At 48.8% G+C, this 18,710-nt stretch carries 18 protein-coding genes; 15 read left to right on the plus strand and 3 right to left on the minus strand.

The annotated features are described in order from the left end of the window. Positions 1 to 68 precede the first annotated feature (68 nt). Positions 69 to 1,304, plus strand: a complete 1,236-nt coding sequence (locus BBB58_RS05825; protein WP_074036108.1) for a GAF and HD-GYP domain-containing protein — start codon at positions 69 to 71, stop codon at positions 1,302 to 1,304. A gap of 37 nt (positions 1,305 to 1,341) precedes the next feature. Here BBB58_RS05825 and pruA read toward each other — a convergent pair whose 3' ends face one another. Further along, complete coding sequence (gene pruA / locus BBB58_RS05830) at positions 1,342 to 2,886, minus strand: L-glutamate gamma-semialdehyde dehydrogenase (protein ID WP_074036109.1); 1,545 nt, start codon at positions 2,884 to 2,886, stop codon at positions 1,342 to 1,344. Positions 2,887 to 3,021: 135 nt separating this feature from the next. Between pruA and BBB58_RS05835 the strand changes: the two genes are divergently transcribed. The 3 genes from BBB58_RS05835 to BBB58_RS05845 all read left to right on the plus strand — a co-directional run bounded on the left by BBB58_RS05835 (position 3,022) and on the right by BBB58_RS05845 (position 6,088). Beyond that, positions 3,022 to 3,861 (plus strand): hypothetical protein, encoded by an 840-nt coding sequence (locus BBB58_RS05835; protein WP_244150687.1) that lies wholly within the window; start codon positions 3,022 to 3,024, stop codon positions 3,859 to 3,861. A gap of 13 nt (positions 3,862 to 3,874) precedes the next feature. Continuing rightward, the gene (gene bcp / locus BBB58_RS05840) at positions 3,875 to 4,312 is read left to right on the plus strand and encodes a thioredoxin-dependent thiol peroxidase (RefSeq protein WP_074036111.1); all 438 of its coding nucleotides are present in this window, start codon (positions 3,875 to 3,877) and stop codon (positions 4,310 to 4,312) included. A 414-nt stretch (positions 4,313 to 4,726) separates the two neighbouring features. Continuing rightward, positions 4,727 to 6,088 carry an alanine/glycine:cation symporter family protein gene (locus tag BBB58_RS05845; protein ID WP_074036112.1) on the plus strand — a complete coding sequence of 454 codons (1,362 nt, stop codon included), beginning with the start codon at positions 4,727 to 4,729 and terminating at the stop codon, positions 6,086 to 6,088. Between the two features lie 40 nt (positions 6,089 to 6,128). Here the strand turns inward: BBB58_RS05845 and BBB58_RS05850 are convergent, their stop codons facing one another. Continuing rightward, positions 6,129 to 7,832 carry a methyl-accepting chemotaxis protein gene (locus BBB58_RS05850; protein WP_074036113.1) on the minus strand — a complete coding sequence of 568 codons (1,704 nt, stop codon included), beginning with the start codon at positions 7,830 to 7,832 and terminating at the stop codon, positions 6,129 to 6,131. Between the two features lie 214 nt (positions 7,833 to 8,046). On the opposite strand from BBB58_RS05850, the gene gatC reads away from it, so the two are divergent. The 11 genes from gatC to BBB58_RS05905 all read left to right on the plus strand — a co-directional run bounded on the left by gatC (position 8,047) and on the right by BBB58_RS05905 (position 18,124). After that, positions 8,047 to 8,337 (plus strand): Asp-tRNA(Asn)/Glu-tRNA(Gln) amidotransferase subunit GatC, encoded by a 291-nt coding sequence (gatC, locus tag BBB58_RS05855; protein WP_012727041.1) that lies wholly within the window; start codon positions 8,047 to 8,049, stop codon positions 8,335 to 8,337. 11 nt (positions 8,338 to 8,348) lie between these two features. After that, entirely contained in the window at positions 8,349 to 9,791 is a 1,443-nt protein-coding gene (gatA, locus tag BBB58_RS05860) for an Asp-tRNA(Asn)/Glu-tRNA(Gln) amidotransferase subunit GatA (RefSeq protein WP_074036114.1), read from the plus strand. A 12-nt stretch (positions 9,792 to 9,803) separates the two neighbouring features. Then, positions 9,804 to 11,234, plus strand: coding sequence for an Asp-tRNA(Asn)/Glu-tRNA(Gln) amidotransferase subunit GatB (gene gatB, locus BBB58_RS05865; RefSeq protein WP_074036116.1), 1,431 nt, complete (start codon positions 9,804 to 9,806; stop codon positions 11,232 to 11,234). A gap of 63 nt (positions 11,235 to 11,297) precedes the next feature. Then, positions 11,298 to 12,296 (plus strand): diacylglycerol kinase, encoded by a 999-nt coding sequence (locus BBB58_RS05870; protein ID WP_074036117.1) that lies wholly within the window; start codon positions 11,298 to 11,300, stop codon positions 12,294 to 12,296. A 55-nt stretch (positions 12,297 to 12,351) separates the two neighbouring features. Next, complete coding sequence (rlmD, locus tag BBB58_RS05875; protein WP_074036118.1) at positions 12,352 to 13,713, plus strand: 23S rRNA (uracil(1939)-C(5))-methyltransferase RlmD; 1,362 nt, start codon at positions 12,352 to 12,354, stop codon at positions 13,711 to 13,713. 375 nt (positions 13,714 to 14,088) lie between these two features. Continuing rightward, positions 14,089 to 15,708 (plus strand): MutH/Sau3AI family endonuclease, encoded by a 1,620-nt coding sequence (locus BBB58_RS05880; protein ID WP_074036119.1) that lies wholly within the window; start codon positions 14,089 to 14,091, stop codon positions 15,706 to 15,708. Between the two features lie 225 nt (positions 15,709 to 15,933). Beyond that, positions 15,934 to 16,527: a dihydrofolate reductase family protein gene (locus BBB58_RS05885; RefSeq protein WP_074036121.1), complete on the plus strand. Its 594-nt coding sequence runs from the start codon at positions 15,934 to 15,936 to the stop codon at positions 16,525 to 16,527. Then, complete coding sequence (locus BBB58_RS05890; protein ID WP_074036123.1) at positions 16,524 to 17,057, plus strand: GNAT family N-acetyltransferase; 534 nt, start codon at positions 16,524 to 16,526, stop codon at positions 17,055 to 17,057. Before BBB58_RS05885 ends, BBB58_RS05890 begins: the two co-directional genes overlap by 4 nt. Positions 17,058 to 17,067: 10 nt before the next feature. Further along, on the plus strand, positions 17,068 to 17,277 hold the full coding sequence (locus BBB58_RS05895; RefSeq protein ID WP_074036125.1) for a hypothetical protein: 210 nt from the start codon (positions 17,068 to 17,070) through the stop codon (positions 17,275 to 17,277). Positions 17,278 to 17,293: 16 nt separating this feature from the next. Next, the gene (locus BBB58_RS05900) at positions 17,294 to 17,683 is read left to right on the plus strand and encodes a hypothetical protein (protein ID WP_074036126.1); all 390 of its coding nucleotides are present in this window, start codon (positions 17,294 to 17,296) and stop codon (positions 17,681 to 17,683) included. Further along, positions 17,684 to 18,124, plus strand: coding sequence for a hypothetical protein (locus BBB58_RS05905; protein WP_074036127.1), 441 nt, complete (start codon positions 17,684 to 17,686; stop codon positions 18,122 to 18,124). Here BBB58_RS05905 and BBB58_RS05910 read toward each other — a convergent pair. Then, the gene (locus BBB58_RS05910; protein WP_074036128.1) at positions 18,116 to 18,643 is read right to left on the minus strand and encodes an AAA family ATPase; all 528 of its coding nucleotides are present in this window, start codon (positions 18,641 to 18,643) and stop codon (positions 18,116 to 18,118) included. The two genes, BBB58_RS05905 and BBB58_RS05910, sit on opposite strands and share 9 nt — an antisense overlap. Positions 18,644 to 18,710 lie beyond the last annotated feature (67 nt).

The following is an 18,710-nucleotide window of genomic DNA, read 5'->3' on the forward strand; positions in this document are numbered from 1 at the left end:
AAAAAAAATGGGTAAAATAAGTTCATGGATCGAATGCATGTATTTGAACGATAAGGGAGGTTTGGCACATGGCAACTTCGCACGAATCATTGACGTTACAGTTACAACAACAAGAGCGACTCCATCACCTGCTTTCGTCACTCCTCAATCGCTTTTTAACGACAGAGATTGCGGATTTCAAAAAGCGGGTTGACCAATCGCTAGCCGAACTTGGACATTATTTCGCGGTCGACCGCGTCTATGTCTTCGATTACGATTTTACGAATCAAGTCTGCCATAACACGTTCGAATGGTGCGCCGAAGGAATCACGGCTGAAATGGACAATCTTCAAGACGTGCCGATTGATGTGCTGCCCGAGTGGGTGAATACCCATGTGGCGGGTGAGACGATGTATATTCCACGGGTCGCCAATCTACCTGAAGGGAGCGCCGTCCGCGCCATCTTAGAACCGCAAGCGATTCAAAGTTTGCTCGCGGTCCCCATGATGCAAGGGAAGTCGTGTCAGGGATTTGTCGGGTTTGATTCCGTCGTCTCGGAACGGACGTACACGGAGTACGAACAACAGGCGCTACAAGATTTCAGCAATGCGCTGCTCGGGGCGGTCGAGCGACACCGCATCGAGGCCGGACGGGAAGAAGCGCAGCGGGTCCTCGCCGAGCGTGAAAAAGAATTGATCGATTATCAAGAGGGGCTAGTCCGCACGCTGTTACGTCTGTCCGCACTCCGGAACAACGAGACGGGGAACCATATCGAGCGGGTGCAGGATTTGTCGACGCTGTTCGCGACGATTTTATACGATCATCATCATCCGGAAGTGTCACCGCTCTTTATCGAAGGAATCCGTCTTGCGGCACCGCTACATGACATCGGTAAAATCTCTGTTCCGGACGCAATTTTACTCAAAGCAAATCAACTGTCCGACCAGGAATGGGTATTCATGCGTGACCATGTGCGTGTCGGCGGCGAAGTGTTGAAAGATTTGCAGACACAGTTCCCTCAGAACTACTTCATTCAAATGGCCTATCACATCGCGCTGTATCATCACGAGCGCTGGGACGGCACCGGGTACAACCAAGGACTGAAAGGGGAAGACATCCCGCTCGCGGCTCGAATCGTCACCATCATCGACGTCTATGACGCACTACGGACGGTCCGACCGTATAAGCCGGCCTATACTCATAAGGATGCGATTCTTGCGATGCGAGACATGGAAGGAGCGTTCGACCCGACTTTGTTCGAATTATTCCTAGTTCACCAAGAAGAAATCGCCATCATGTTCGAGCAGACATTTAAAGCACACTAAAAAGGAAACGTCCCCTCGGGGAGCGTCTCCTTTTTGATTAGAACGTTTCAGATGTTGTTTTCGCTTGCATGTGGAGTTGGATGTAATCCGGGCCACCTGCTTTTGAATCCGTACCTGACATGTTGAATCCACCGAACGGCTGATAGCCGACGATTGCGCCTGTGCAACCACGGTTGAAGTAAAGGTTCCCAACGTGGAAGTTTTGGCGAGCGTATTCTTGATTTATACGGTCACGTGTGAGGACCGCCCCTGTCAAGCCGTATTCTGTGTTGTTCGCGATATCGATTGCTTCTTTGAAGTCTTTCGCTTTCGTGAAGGCGACGATTGGTCCGAAAATCTCTTCTTGCATGAGGCGGGCTTTCGGGTCGACGTCTGCGACGACAGTCGGCTCGATGAAGTAGCCTGTTGAATCGTCTGCTTTCCCACCTGCGACGATGCGTCCTTCTTCTTTTGCGACATCGAAGTACGATGTGATCTTCTTGAAGGCCGATGCGTCGATGACTGGTCCCATGAAGTGTTCGTTCTTCTCTGTGTTTCCGACAGAGAGTTCGTTCGTGAGTTCGACGACACGGTCGAGTACCGTATCATACACGCTGTCGACGATGACGGCACGTGAACAAGCCGAACATTTCTGACCAGAGAAACCGAATGCCGATTTCACGATCGATTGTGCAGCGAGCTCGAGGTCGGCTGATTCGTCGACGACGATCGTATCTTTTCCACCCATCTCCGCGATCACGCGTTTGAGCCAAATTTGACCTTCATTCAATTTAGACGCACGTTCGTTGATGCGGAGTCCCACATCACGCGATCCTGTGAAGCTGATGAAGCGTGTCTTCGGATGGTCGACGAGATAGTCCCCGACTTCTGCACCCGGTCCCGGGATGAAGTTGAGCACGCCTTTTGGAAGACCTGCCTCTTCCATCACTTCGACGAATTTCGCAGCGACGATTGGCGTCGTCGAAGCTGGTTTCAAGAGAATTGTGTTACCGGCGACGATGGCCGCAACTGCTGTACCGGCCATGATTGCGAATGGGAAGTTCCATGGGCTGATGACGATCCCGACCCCGAGTGGGATGTAGTCATACCGGTTGTATTCGCCTGGGCGGCTCTCCACTTTCTTGCCTGGTTTGAGTTCGAGCATTTGACGTGCATAATATTCCATGAAGTCGATTGCTTCCGCTGTATCCGCATCTGCCTCGTTCCACGGTTTACCCGCTTCTTTGACGAGGTAAGCCGAGAACTCGTGCTTACGTTTGCGGACGATGTTCGCTGCTTTGAACAAGACGTCGGCGCGGACAGCCGGGTCGACATGGCGCCATGAGTCAAATGCTGTGAGTGCTTCTTGCATCGCACGTTCTGCGAGCTCTTGGTTCGCTTTTGACACGCGACCGATCACTTCTTCTTTGTTAGCCGGGTTGTAAGACGTGATTTTACCTTCCGTCGTAACCTTTTCCCCACCAATTACGAGCGGATAGTCTTTCCCGAGCTCACCGTTCACTTTCTCGATTGCCGCTTGGATTGCTTCGGCATTCTCTTTTTGTGTAAAGTCTGTGAATGGTTCATGTTTGTATGGAATCATTCTCGTTCCCCCTTAAAGTGATGTTGAGCGTTAAAGCGCTTACGTCTGTATTGTATCGAAATTATCGTAGAAATCCTAGTGAAACAATTTTCCAGAAACACATGGCATTGGAGCAAGAAATCGAGACGTGATAGGATGGGGGAGAACACGGCTTTAGAAAGGACGAACAACATAAAAAAATGGTTCATTCCGCTACTCCTCGTCTTCATGCTCGGGGCATGTGGGAACGAGGAAGAGACGGTGGTAGAAGAGACAGACCGCGCATTGCCGGACGCTGTCACGAACGTGTACGCAGACTATCAGACGGCACTTGAGTCTGGAGACGCTGAGGCACTCGCATCAATTGATTATGCTGGCCGGTTGACCGAGATTCCGGCGACTGGTGCCGTCACCCGTCAATTGTCTCCTGGTGAGATTTATAAGAGCTGGGTCAACGAAGAGGAAGACGTGGCGTTCCTTGTCCATGAGATGATCGATGAAGAAGGGAACCCGCTCCCGAACCGACTCAGTAAAATCGCTGTGAAGGAAGGGGATGAGTGGTCACTAGTCATCACACCGGTCGCTTTACCAAAAGACGTGATTGCCGAGGTCGGAGAGTTACTCATCGGTGTCCAGGCGAACGAGTACGGAGTGAATGCCGAAGCGAACGCCCGTCTCGCCGAGATTCCGGAAGATGAGGCTGGTCCGATCTATGACCAAGTCAACGCACAGACGGACTATATGGCGCTCGAGGCAGACAATAACGTCTTCCTGCTCATGGCGGAAACGTTGACGGTCGAGGAGAACCAAACCATCATGACCGACTATTTCAAAGCGTATGAGACGTGGTACACCGATAACGAGGAGACGCTCCGAAAAGCGGCTGCAACGGAAAATCCAGTCGAGTATATCGAAGTGCTTGACCCGTTAAAGACAAAATTAGAAGAAGCGATCGATGGCTATGACGAACAACTTGTCGACCCATCGTTTGGCTAAGGAGGAACAGCAGATGCTCGCACCAACATTTTCATTACCGAACCAAAACGGAGAGATGGTTTCATTAAAGGACTATCTCGGCAAGAAAGTCGTCTTATACTTCTATCCTCGAGATTCGACACCTGGTTGCACGACCGAGGCATGCGATTTCCGCGATGCGTTGCCGAAGATGGAAGGCGCGGTCGTCCTTGGGGTATCGGCCGACAGTCAAAAGAAACATCAAAACTTTATCGCCAAGAATGACCTCCCATTTGATTTACTCGTGGACGAGGAACATGAAGTGTCCGAGCTTTACGGCGTCTGGCAGTTGAAGAAAAATTACGGGAAAGAATATTACGGCATCGTCCGTTCGACTTTCTTGATCAACGAGGACGGCTATATCGAACAAGAGTGGCGCAACGTCAAAGTGAAAGGTCACGTCGAAGAAGTCGTGGCTGCCATTCGTTCGTAAAACGAGAAACTGAAGGAAAGGTCATGAACGGTTTCAGACTGTAGACAACGCATGGGTCTACAGTCTTTTTTGTTCCCTTAAGAGTCTCGCCTGCCCGTAATTGGTCGTTGCTATCAAGCCGTTTCGAGCGTGCTTTATACAGTTGCAACCACTCCATTTCTGATTGAGATGTAGTCTATCGATTAACGGTTCGTATTGATCATGAAATCCGGGCTCATGCAGTTGAATATATTACAATCATATTTCGAAATAAATTTTAAGAATCTTTTAGATACAAGGGTTCAACGAAAATATTACAATTATATAACGTTTTGAAAACGCTTTCTTTAGGCGGTGTACCTTGACTCGATTGTGAATGTTCTGAAAAATATAGGGAGAGCGCTCAAATCAAGAACGTAGGAGGAGAGCAACACGGTGAATCAAATTGAAAGTTGGCTGACGAGTTTATCCAATCTCGTCTGGGGGCCACATTTACTCATATTACTCGTCGGGACAGGGATTTTCCTGACCGTCCGTCTCGGATTTATCCAAGTGACGCGACTTGGGGTCGGTCTGAAAGAGGCATTTATACCAAAACCAGAACAACCGAAGAAAAAGCAACGTGGGGACATCTCGCATTTCCAAGCACTTATGACGGCATTGGCGGCCACGGTCGGTACCGGAAACATGGTCGGTGTCGCGACGGCGATTGTCCTCGGGGGACCGGGTGCTATCGTTTGGATGTGGTTATCTGGTTTCGTCGGGATGGCGACGAAATACGCTGAGGCTATCCTGGCGGTCAAATATCGTGTCGTCGATGAACGCGGTGAGATTGCCGGGGGTCCGATGTATTACTTAGAACACGGACTAAAGAAAAAGTGGCTCGGCGTCTTGTTCGCCGTCTTTGCATCGGTCGCAGCCTTTGGGATTGGGAACGGGGTCCAAACGAACTCGATCAGTCTCGCCTTGAACAACTCGTTCAACATCCCAATGGTTGTGACAGGGATCGTCATGATGGCGGTCACGGCATTCGTCATCTTAGGTGGTGTCAAATCAATCGGAAAAGTCGTCGGAATCTTCGTCCCGTTCATGATTTTCGCATATGTCGGGAGTGGGCTCGTGATTCTCATCATGAACCTTGAATTGGTACCAAATGCCTTATCGACAATGTTCTCGAGCACATTCAGTGCTGAAGCCATCGGTGGGGGTGCGTTAGGTGCCGCGATTCGCTACGGGGTCGCGCGCGGTGTGTTCTCTAACGAGGCAGGACTTGGATCTGCACCGATTGCGGCCGCAGCAGCGAAGACCGACTTCCCGGGACGTCAAGCACTCGTTTCGATGACACAAGTGTTGATCGACACACTCATCGTCTGTTCTATCACGGGACTCACGATCGTTATGGGTGGTCAATATACGGAAGGGCTTGAAGGAATTGCCTTGACGCAAGCCTCGTTCGCTTTCTTCTTAGGACCTATTGGTGAAATCATCGTGACGATCTCGCTCGTCTTCTTCGCCTACTCAACCGTCCTCGGCTGGTGTTATTACGGTGAACGTTCAGCGTATTATTTACTCGGGGAAAAAGTGATCGTCCCATATCGTGTCCTCTACATTTTAGTCGCGGGACTCGGTGCGATGACGACGAACTTGAATTTGATCTGGTCCATCTCGGATGTGTTCAACGGTCTCATGGCTATCCCGAACTTGATTGGACTCTTGTTCCTCTCAGGTGTGGTCGTCGCCGAGACAAAACGATTCGAACTCGAACGGAAAAAAGAACGGCAGTCATCTGCCGCTTGATGAGAAAACCCGCCGAACAGCACGTGTCGGCGGGTTTTTGTCATACCTTGAATTGGCGAATCAGTGAATCAAGTTCTTCCATCTTTTGTTGCGACTGTTCCGTCGCATGGTTCAACTCGGCGAAGCGTTCGACGGACATCGTCACTTTTTCAGCAATTTCCTGCGTACCGAGCGCTCCGTTGTTGACGGTCGTCGCAACGTCCTGGATGACACCGATCATGTTCGACGTCAATTGTTCGAGCTCCCCGGCAGCGGCGGCGAACTCGGTCGCGGTCGTTTCGAAGCGACCTGCGTCCTCGCTATATTGTCCGGCTGCCTCTTCAAGTTGGTCATAATCTTTCAAGACGTTTGTGTCGAGGAAGTGGAGCATCTGTCCAGAACTCTCGTTCAAATGATCGACCGAATGAAGGACGGTCGTCGAGATGACTTGAATGCGTTCGACGGTCGCCCGGCTCGTTTCGGCGAGTTTTCGAATCTCGTCGGCGACGACGGCGAATCCGCGTCCGGCCTCTCCGGCACGAGCCGCTTCAATCGAGGCATTGAGTGACAAGAGGTTCGTCTGCGCGGCGATGTCGAGGATGTCGTTCGTGAGCGTCGCGATCTCATGGACGGCTTTCGCATCTTGCATCGCTTTCTCTAAGTTTGTGCGTGTCGACTGAAGGACGCTGATGGCATTCTCTTTCGCCTCCACCGCATGTGACTTGAGGGAGAGGGCACGCTCATCGATTTGTCTCGCTTCGGTTTTCCGCTCATCGGCCATCGTCACGATGTGATGAATCGTCCGTTCCATATCCGAGGCGGAAGCGTTCATCTCTTGCGCGCTTGCGGCCGTCTGTTGCATACCGGCGGTCAAGTCTTCAGTCGTCGCAGCGGTCGTCGTCATATATGTGTCGAGTTCTTTCAACTCTTCATACATATGAGTAGATTGCTTCGTCACGCCTGTCGTCACGTCGTTCACTTGAAGAATCAACTGACGCAAGTTGGCGATGAATTGATTGAAGTCACGTGCGAGTCCGGCAAACTCGTCGCGGCGCTTCACAGGAATCGATGTCGTCAAATCGCCATCACTCGTGGCGAGCTCATGCATCTTCGTCTTGAACTCTTTGAGCGGCTCAAAGATGGAGCGGAAGATGAAGAGCATCATGAGGATCGTCATGACAGCCGCGACACCAAGCACGATGAAGAGCGTCAACTGAACTTGCTCAAACATCTTAGCTGCTGCGGCGGTGTCCGATTGAATCGCTTCGCGGTTCAAGTTGACGAGAAGACCGAGAGAGTTCGAAAGCGTATCGGCACTTGCGGTTGCCGTATCGCGAATATACGCTTCTGCGGCCTCTGTACCGTCTTCATTCGAAATACGAATGAGTTCATTCATGACCGTTTGAAAGTTATCCCAATTCGCACGGGCTTCATCGAAGAGCTGTTGATCTTCTTCCATGATAATCGTCGCTTCATAGCCGTCCATCCGTTGTTCCAAAATGGCGACGGATGCTTGAATATCCCGTTCGATGTTTTGTTTCGTCACGGCGTCATCCACGAGAGCGTGACGAATCAAATGACGACGGATTTCGAGCAGTTGCTTATCGACTTGATGAATCTGGTCCATTCCTGGAACCCAGGAAACGGTCATGTCTTCTTGAGCTGCTTTTGATGCGTTCAAGGCGTACCATGAGTAACCGCTTACACCGAGGAGCAGCACAAACATGATGCTAAACGCAGTGATGAGTTTATTCCGAATCGACATACGATTCCTCCTTACGAATCTTTTCTACCATTAGCATAATCAGAATCGCACATCGACCGTATAGCTGATTTCGAAAGCGGGTCAATATTCGGAGAAGATTTCCCTAGTTTCTCAAAAAGGAGACATTTTCTCACAAGATAGATTTCCTTTTTTGTCTTATGATAAAGTGGTATGATAATGAACGATGTATTGAAAACTGTTGGAGGTGGGAATTTTGGCTCGTATTACAGAAGCTGAAGTTCGGCACGTCGCCGGACTTGCCCGACTTGCGATCACGGATGAAGAAGTGACGCACTTCACGGAGCAATTGACAAAAATTCTCGAGTTCGCCGAGCAACTCGATGAGCTGGATACAACGGGCGTCGAACCAACGACCCATGCCCTAGATTTGAAAAACGTACTACGCAAAGACGAGGTCCGTCCATCGCTTCCACGTGAGGAAGTCGAACGGATGGCACCTGACTGGGAGAACGGTCAAGTCCGTGTCCCTGCGGTCTTTGAGTAAGGAGGCCTTTCATGAGTTTATTTGACCACGGTGTAGCGAAACTGCATACGTTATTAAAAGAAGGCGAAGTCACGGTCACGGACCTCGTCAAAGAGTCGTTCGACCGCATCGAAGCGACGGATGATCAAATCGGTGCGTTTTTGACGCTCAATGAGGATGCGTTTGAGCAAGCGAAGCGCATGGATGAGCTCGCAAAAACGTCAGACAACCCGCTTTTCGGCATGCCGATCGGTGTGAAAGACAACATCGTTACAAAAGGGATGCGGACGACATGTGCCTCGACGTTCCTCGAGAACTTCGTCCCGGCACACGATGCGACGGTCGTCGAGCGTCTTCATGATGCGGGTGCCCTCACAATCGGGAAGTTGAACATGGACGAGTTCGCGATGGGTTCATCAAACGAGAACTCGGCGTTCAAGCCTGTCCGTAACCCATGGGATCCGACTCGTGTACCAGGAGGTTCTTCAGGCGGTTCAGCAGCATCGGTCGCAGCTGGGCAAGTCCTCTTCAGCCTCGGTTCGGATACGGGTGGTTCGATTCGTCAACCAGCCGCGTATTGTGGTGTCGTCGGGATGAAGCCGACATACGGTCTCGTCTCACGTTTCGGTCTCGTTGCCTTCGCGTCGTCACTCGACCAAATCGGCCCGCTCACGCGCACGGTCGAAGACAATGCTTACTTATTGAATACGATTGCGGGCCATTGCGACATGGACTCGACGTCGGCTGAAGTCGAGGTGCCGGACTATACGGCAGCGCTCAACCAGGATTTGACGGGCATGAAGTTCGCACTTCCGGAAGAGTTCATGGCAGAAGGTGTCGCACCTGGCGTCCGTGAACAAATTGAAAAAGCAATCGAGACGCTCAAGTCTCTCGGTGCGACAATCGAGACGGTTTCGATTCCGTCTGTGAAGTATGCCCTCTCGGCGTACTACTTGCTCGCGTCGTCAGAAGCTTCTTCGAACTTGGCTCGTTTCGACGGTATCCGTTATGGACGTCGCGCCGAAGCGGACACGCTCGACGAAGTGTTCACGTATTCGCGTGAACAAGGGTTCGGGGACGAGGTCAAACGCCGGATCATGCTCGGGACTTATGCCCTCAGCTCTGGTTACTACGATGCGTTCTACAAGAAAGCCCAACAAGTCCGTACCCTCATGAAGCAGGACTTCGCGAAAGTGTTCGAAGAGTATGATGCCATCGTTGGACCAACTGCTCCGACGACAGCGTTCAAACTCGGCGAACAGCTCGACGATCCGCTCACGATGTATGCGAACGATATCATGACGATTCCGGTCAACTTGGTCGGTATCCCGGCCATCTCGGTCCCGGCAGGTCTTTCAGAAGGACTTCCGGTCGGTCTTCAAATTATCGGGAACTACTTTGATGAATCAACACTTTACCGCGTGGCCCATGCTTTTGAACAAGCAAACGGCGGTTTCAAGATGCCACAGCTCTAAGGAGGACGTACGATGAACTTTGAAACGATCATCGGGATCGAGGTGCACGCCGAGCTGAGCACGAAGTCGAAGATTTGGTGTGGCTGCTCACGCACTTACGGTGCCGAAACGAATACACAGACGTGTCCGATTTGTCTCGGACACCCAGGCGTCTTGCCTAAATTGAACGAAGAAGCGGTCAACCTCGCCATCAAAGCGGCAATGGCACTCAACTGTGAGATTGCGACAGATACGAAGTTCGACCGCAAGAACTACTTCTACCCTGACACGCCGAAAGCATATCAAATCTCGCAGTTTGATAAGCCGATCGGTTCAAACGGTCACGTCGACGTCGAAGTAGACGGAGAGATGAAACGATTCCGCATCGAGCGCGTGCACTTGGAAGAAGATGCCGGGAAGATGAACCACACGGGCGAGAAGCACTCGGTCGTCGACTTCAACCGGACCGGTTCACCACTCATCGAGATTGTCAGTGAGGCAGACATGCGCTCACCGAAAGATGCGGTCGCGTATCTCGAGCGTTTGAAAGAAGTCCTCTCGTTCGCTGGCGTCTCGGACGTCAAGATGGAAGAGGGGTCACTTCGCTGTGACTGTAACATCTCGGTCCGTCCATTCGGGCAGGAGAAGTTCGGTACGAAGACAGAGCTCAAGAACTTGAACTCGTTCTCAAACGTCTTAAAGGCACTCGACTATGAAGAGACGCGTCATCGCAAATTGCTTCTTTCAGGTGGCGTCATGCGTCAAGAGACGCTCCGTTACGACGAAGCGGCGAAAAAGACGATTCTCATGCGTGTTAAAGAAGGGGCAGCGGACTACCGTTACTTCCCAGAACCGGACCTCGTCCGTCTCGAAATCGATGAGGCATGGAAAGAGCGCATCCGCGCGACGATTCCAGAGATGCCGGCAGCTCGTCGTGAACGCTACATGAGCCAATACGGTCTCTCGGCATACGACGCAAAAGCCCTCACGTCAACGCGAGAGTTCTCGGACTTCTTCGAAGCGACGACAGCGGCCGGTGCGGAGCCGAAAGCGGCAGCGAACTGGCTCATGGGTGAAGTGCTCGGTCACTTGAACAAGTCGAATGAAACGGTCGAGACGATGAAGTTGACACCGGAATCACTCGCCGAGCTCATCCGCTTGATCGCAGAAGGGACGATTTCATCGAAAATCGCGAAGCGTGTCTTCACGGCGATGATGGAAGAAGGCGCTGATCCGAAAGCGTATGTGGAAGCGAACGGACTCGCCCAAATCTCGGACGAGAACTTACTCCGTGGCTACATCCTCGAATTGTTCGACGCGCATCCGCAAATGATCGAAGACTTCAAGAACGGGAAAGACCGTGCGAAAGGCTTCATCATCGGCCAAATCATGAAACAGACGAAAGGGATGGCGAACCCGGCACTCCTCGATGGTTTGTTCCACGAAGAGATCGCAAAACGCTAAGCAGGCGGCGAGACACTTGTGTCTCGCTTTTCGCTCGAGTTGAGCATAGGGGAGAGAATCAATATGCAACGGAAACGTGCGCGGGTCATTTATAACCCGACATCTGGTAAAGAAGTGATCAAACGGGAACTCCCGTACATTTTGAACCGCCTCGAGGATGCGGGTTATGAGACGTCGACGTATGCGACGAAAGCGATTGGTGATGCCACGCTCGAAGCAAAACGGGCCTCAGCGGCCGAGTTCGACCTCATCATCGCCGCAGGCGGAGACGGGACATTGAACGAAGTCATCTCAGGGCTCGCCCCGCTAGAGAATCGTCCGACGATCGGACTCATTCCGGTCGGGACGACGAACGACTTTGCCCGGGCGATGCGGATCCCACTAAGTGTGGTCGGTGCACTCGACGTCATCTGTGACGGATTCGAGATGCCGGTCGACCTTGGGGAAATCGAAGGCGAGAAAGGTGACATTCACTATTTCATCAATATCGCCGGTGGCGGCATCATGACCGAGCTCTCGTATGAGGTGCCATCGAAGTTGAAGACAGCACTCGGGCAGCTCGCGTATTACGTGAAAGGGATGGAGAAACTGCCTCTCATCAAACCGACGTATATCGAGCTCGAACACGATGAAGGAACGTTCCAAGGCGAGGTCATGGTCTTCCTCACATCGAACTCGAACTCGGTCGGTGGATATGAAAAAATCTCACCACACGCGTCGTTGAATGACGGGTTGTTCGATCTGTTCATTTTACGGAAATGTAACTTGTTCGAATTCATCCACGTCGTCCGTTTACTCCTTCGGGGTGAGCACTTATCAAGCTCACTCGTCGAGCATGTGAAGACGAGCCGCGTCCGGATGAAGACGACCGAGCCGATGAGTCTCAACATCGACGGTGAGTACGGCGGGGAATGCACAGGTGAAATGCGGAACTTATTCCGTCACTTGACGGTGCTCGCGCCGAACGCCCGAATTCGCGAGATGGAAGATTTGAATGCACAATATGAACGCGAACAGATGATCAAGCAATTGTTCAATGTTTCGCTCGATAAAGCAGAGTGAAAAGATAGGAATGACGACATCTGTCATTCCTATTTGCAATGGAAGGAGCATTCGTATGCTACCAGTGAAAAAGAATGATCGTCTCGATGTCCACGTCCACGACTTGACCCATGAAGGGGCGGGTGTGGCACGTGTCGACGGCTATACGTTGTTCGTCCCGAACGCGTTACCGGGTGAGACGGTCGAAATCGTCGTGACGAAGACGAACAAGCAGTACGGGTTCGCCCGATTGTTGAACGTGAAAGAAGCGAGCGCTGACCGCGTCGAGCCACCGTGCCCGATTTTTTATCAGTTTTTCGGCTGTCAGCTGCAACACTTCAGTTATGAAGGACAACTTCGCCAGAAACGAGAACGTGTCGTCGATGCGCTCAAGCGTCTTGGTCAGTTCGACGTGCCGGTCCATGACACGATCGGGATGCCAGAACCTTGGCGCTACCGCAACAAGGCGCAAGTCCCGTTCAAACAAGAAGGAGACCGTCTCGTTTCAGGCTTCTATCGTCCTCGTTCCCATGATATCGTCGAGATGAGCGAATGTTTGATTCAAGATGAGCGCAATGATCAGGCGATCCAAGTCGTCCGTGATGTGTTGGATGCTCGCGGTGTGCCGGCGTATGACGAGAAGACAGGACGTGGGGTCATCCGTCACGTGATGGCCCGTTACGGGTACCATTCGGGTGAACTGATGATCGTCCTCATCACGAAGACGACGAAGCTAAAAGGTGTGAATGAGATCGTCGCCGATATCGTCGAGCGTCTTCCAGACGTGACGTCGATCATGCAAAACGTCAACCCGGACAAGACGAACGTCATCCTCGGGGCGACGAACAAGTTGCTCTACGGCCACGAGACGATTGAGGATAAAATCGCAGGACTCACGTTCACGATCTCTCCGCACTCGTTCTTCCAAGTCAATCCGGTTCAAACGGAGAAGTTGTACGGGATAGCGCTGGAGTACGCACAACTGTCAGGTACGGAACAAGTCGTCGATGCGTATTGCGGCATCGGGACGATCAGTCTGTTCCTCGCCCGGAAAGCGGCGCACGTGTATGGTGTTGAAGTCGTTCCAGAAGCGATCGAGGATGCGAAACAGAATGCGCTCGTCAATGAGATCGATAACGTGACGTACGCATGTGGCGCGGCGGAAGACGTGCTTCCAGAGTGGAAGAAAGACGGTGTGAACCCGGACGTCATCGTCGTCGACCCACCACGTAAAGGCTGTGCCGAATCGTTCCTTGAGACGATGGTCGAGATGGGACCGAAACGGATTGTATACGTTTCTTGTAACGTCGCGACGCAGGCTCGTGATATGCGTTACCTCGCCGACCGTGGCTATCGCTTGATGGAAGTGACACCGGTCGACATGTTCCCGCATACGGCTCATGTGGAGACAGTGGCGTGGATGGAGAAAGTAGAATAAGATGAATGTAACATGCCTTCGATTGATTCAATCAAGGGCATGTTTTATTATTTACAACCTATTTTTATGATTATAGAGCATAAATTATTAAGTGCACTACGTATGGGTTTATACGTATATATTTCTCTAGTTATGTAATATGTTAAAAAAGAAGTTATAAATATTTATGAAATACGAATAGGATGAAAATAATTAAATATTAGTTTTATTCCGAAAAGATATGGTGTATCTTTTTAGAATTTAAAAATGTTACTTTCACGAACTCGGATAATGACTATATTATTATGATTTAAGTTAACTTTGTTAGTTTGTTAGTCGAAGTACATAGTGAAAGTAATTGAAAATGTAAAATTTTTTATTTAAAGGAGGCTTATTATGAACAAAGAATACAAGTCGGTTCGAGAGATAAAAGAACATGGTGAAGCTGCTATAGGAAAGAGGATTCGAGAACTTGTTTCAAAAGAGAGCGTTAATAGTTGGTATGTAAACCCCAAAAATAAAGGGTGGATTGGTAATTCTATCGAAAAAGATTGGTTTGGATTAGAAAATAATAGTAGGCCAGAAGCTGACTTCGACACATTAGGTGTAGAGCTTAAGTGTGCAGGACTTAAATTTTTTAAAAGAGATGGTTTTTGGGCTGCGAATGAAAGGTTAGTACTTAATATCTTTGATTACGATGAGAAAAACAAAAAAGATTTTCAAACTTCTTCTTTTTTAAAAAAATCTAACTTAATAAAACTGGTGTTATATAAATATGACCCGATTGAATATTATAGTTTTGAAGGAAAAGAATATCCAATCTATCCTGATTTTATTGTGTCTGACTCCATTCTTTTTAATTTATACGACTTAATGGAAGAAGATTTAGATATAATTAGAAATGACTGGGAATTAATAATGAATATGATTAGGGAAGGACGTGCTGATGAAATTTCTGAAGGTATGACACAATATCTTGGTGCTGTTACTAAGGGAGGAAAAAAAAAAAAAAACCTTACATCACAACCTTTCAGTGACAAAAGGGCACATAGACGAGCTTTTTCGCTGAAACCGTCGTATATGAAAGAAATCACGAGACGTATCGTCAATAGACAGTTAACAAGTTCGACAACGTATGATTCATATGTCATTGACTATCCAGAGCTACATGAACAATCATTTGACACGCAGTATGACACTAGAGAACATATAATAACTAACCCATCTGAATTACACACAAAAACGTTTGAAGAAATCATTCTAAATCGACTAAAACCATATCATGGAATGAACAAAAAGATATTAGGGGAAGAATTTGGAGTAAACATACCAGCTAAGAATGATAAAGCTAGTTCTCGATTGATAACACAAAAAATGTTTAATTTACAAAATGATTTAGAAGAAACTGACGAGTTTAAAAAAGCTGGGATTGTTTTGAAAATTATTACCGTGAAGTCAAATAAGAGGAAAAAGGAATCTAAAAAAAGATTAACAACTGAAGGGTTTAAACTTGAGTCGGATATTAGCTTTATTAAAGATATTTGTGATTTAGAATGGGAAGACACGCGAGTATATGATTATCTTTCAACAACAAAATTTTTATTATTCATTTATGAGGAAACTTCTAAAGGAGAGATATTCAAAGGGGCAAAGTTCTGGTATATGCCTGAAGAAGATCTTGTGAAGAGGGTTAGTGAAACGTGGAGAAAAAAAAAAAAAATTCTTATCGAAGGTGTTGAATTAACATATAAACCTGTAAATAACAAAAAAGGATTTGTAGTAATAAATAATCTACCTAGTAATTCAAATAACACTGGAGTTCTTCATATAAGACCATCGGCAGAAAAATCAGAATATTTTGAAGGGAAAAATTCTAGTCGCCTTCCTACGCCTGCTCGTTGGAAAAATAGACCGGAAAATATGGAGAACGTTTTGACGAATGATTATATGGTTAAACAAGCATTTTGGCTAAATAAGAACTATATGTATCAACAGGTAAAAGAATATTTTGAGTGATTTGGATTTTTCAGAAGTCGAATATAATATTAAGGGTGATTTCTATATAGATATCACCCTTATATTATTATAAAAAATTTCAATTAAATATTTAGTGACTGCTTTTTTAAAGGGTTCTTTCTAGTGAACGGACTAAGCACCTATTCTTATTTTCATGGTCGAATAAAGAAGAGATTTTTAATTGCTCTCTACTATATTTATTGATAACTGAAAGGAGAGTCGGAGATGAGGAAAATCATTGTTCTGGAACACCTGTCGTTAGACGGTGTGATTCAAGCACCAGGTGGGAGAGAAGAAGATTTAAGTGGGGATTTCATGCATGGGGGATGGACGGAACCTTTTTCGAGCCAAGATCTCGGAATTTGGATTCGGACGCAAATGCATAGTGAGTTTGATTTGTTGCTCGGTCGAAAGACATATGACCAATGGGCGAGTTACTGGCCGAACCACGATGACGTCTGGCCGGAAGCCAACCGGGCGATGAAGTATGTGGTAACACGGCAATCACAGGATTCACGATGGGAGTCAACGATGCTTCTGACAGAACCAGTCGAAGCGTTGAAACGACTCAAACAAGAAGAGGGACCCGATTTACACGTCTGGGGAAGCAGCGAACTTGTGCATACGCTACTCGCGAACGACCTCATCGATGAAGTTCGACTGATTGTATATCCCATCATCATCGGTTCAGGCAAACGACTTTTCCCAGACGGCAACATCTTGCCACTACACCTCGACGTGATCGAGCAACAGCTGATGCCGAACGGGGTCCATGTTGTTCGGTATGGGCGCCTTCAATCGGTAGGGGGGAAGATATGAGAATCGAGCAACACCTCGAAATGACCGTATCAGAATCGATGGATAAGGAGCTAACTGAGCTATTACAACATGCGTTTCCCTCAATTTATCCGAATCGCCGCTACTTCAAGCAATTACCCCATTTCCGACTCATCGCGTATGAAGACGAACGGATCATTGGACAAGTCGGGTTAGACTTTCGTGTGATGAATATGAACGGGGAATCGATTCACGTGCTCGGCATCATCGATCTGTGTGTCCGGGAAGAAGTTCGGGGACGTGGGGTCGGACGGGCACTGATGAAAAAAGTCATTGCTCTTGGGGAAACGTACCCCATCGATTTTCTTCTGTTATTCGCAGACCGACCAGACCTCTACGAACGCATTGGGTTTCACACGGTATCTAACACATGCACGTGGCTTCAAATCAATGACGAGAATCAGACGACACGCGGAATCGGTGAGGCATCGTTTGAAGAATTGATGATTCGTCAGGTGGGAGACAAACGATGGAGCGACGGAACACTCGATTTGCTTGGATATTTATACTAGGGGGATATCGATGAATCTTGAACAAGTGACAAAAATGTATGAGACGTATAAACAAAAAATCGGGGACCGAAAACAAGTGTATGAAACGATTGCTGATACTTTTGACGTAAAGCAGGCGCTCTATCCGGAGTCACGTCGACGTCGCCCCTTCCCTCGTCATCCCTCATGTCATCTATGTCGACAGTTTCAAAGGGACGATTCGTTTCTTCAAGCAAATTGAAACGGTACAGGAGCTGATGGATCAACGAAAGGAATATAATGAGCCGTGTACGATTGAATTTTTTGGTCAGGACTATACGCAGCCGCTCGACATCGAACCCGTTGACTTGATCATCTCGCAATATGCGGGGTTTGTCGGTCAGGCGACGAAACAATATTTGAAGCCGCGTGGCATCTTGCTCTGTAACGATAGCCATGGAGATGCGACGTTGGCGCAATTCGATAAAACGTTCGAGCTGATTGGGGTCATGGGAAGTACAAATGAACTCATTCAGACAGGGCTCGACGATTATTTCCGATTGCCGAAAGGGAAAGACGTCGATGTAGCCGAAGTGAAGAAGACGATGAAAGGTCCAATGTATACGAAGTCAGTTGAGAATTATGTGTTTCAAAAAAGGAGGGATTGAATGAAGCAATATACGATTCGAACTCGTAACGTCCCGCTTTCCCTGCATGACGCGGTCATCACGGAAGCGACTTTTATGGGTTCGACAATCCGTCTCGTTTTTGCGGATGGCATCCGTGACTTGTTCAAGAAAGAAGCGGTATGGACGGGACGTGCCGTCGTGACAATCTCGAACGTAGACCGGGATTCTTCGTCGCTCGTCCGCTTCGGTGAATCGTCTTATTCGGTATGTCCGATCGAACAATTAGGTCAGTTTGTTAAAATGGGGCGCTTCGAAATCATCGATGAACTGTACGGATATCGGCAACTATTGTTCCGCTGCATGTGGTTGACCGATACGATGTGTGAGGCGGTGGAGCTGAGTCTATCCCATTCAAGTGAGCTCGTCATCCGATGGGAAGACGAGCCGTCCGAAGCGATGTATGAATCTGAATCATTTTGAGGCAAGTGTGAGACCGACATGATCGGCGACCGCTCGCGCAACATCTTGTTTTGATAGGTGATCTGTTACAATTTTTTCTGCATGGATTTCAGATTGAAATGCGGACTGGCAGCGAACAATCTGCGCTTTCCCCCAAGAGTTGAACCATTCGAAACGTTTATTCAATCGTTTCACGAGCGTTTGTCGATGCGCTTCAAGGATCAAATGACGTACGTCGATCCCGTCCCGCTGAAGCCGACCGATGATTTCGTCTACATACGTTGCGTCCACCAATGTCATGGGAACGAGGATGACCCCATCGAAGGACGTGGCAATCTTCGACAACATCCGATAGTTGAACTCCCGCCATTCCGGATGGTGCTGAAAATCGGGCTGTTGAAGGCTTTTTGGCAATTGGTTCCGAATGAAAAAGCCGACTTGTTCCGGGTCGTAGAGAAACGCATTCGGCAACTGTTTCTCAAGTAGCTTGGCACAGGTTGTCTTGCCCGAACCGAATGCGCCGTTAATCCATATAATCATCAAAGTCCCCCCATTTTTCATCATGTTTTCTTGCAATTATAACGTATAGTTGAGTTTGCAGAATCCT

Source organism: Exiguobacterium profundum, assembly GCF_001909285.1.
In the GTDB taxonomy this organism is placed as follows: domain Bacteria; phylum Bacillota; class Bacilli; order Exiguobacteriales; family Exiguobacteriaceae; genus Exiguobacterium; species Exiguobacterium profundum.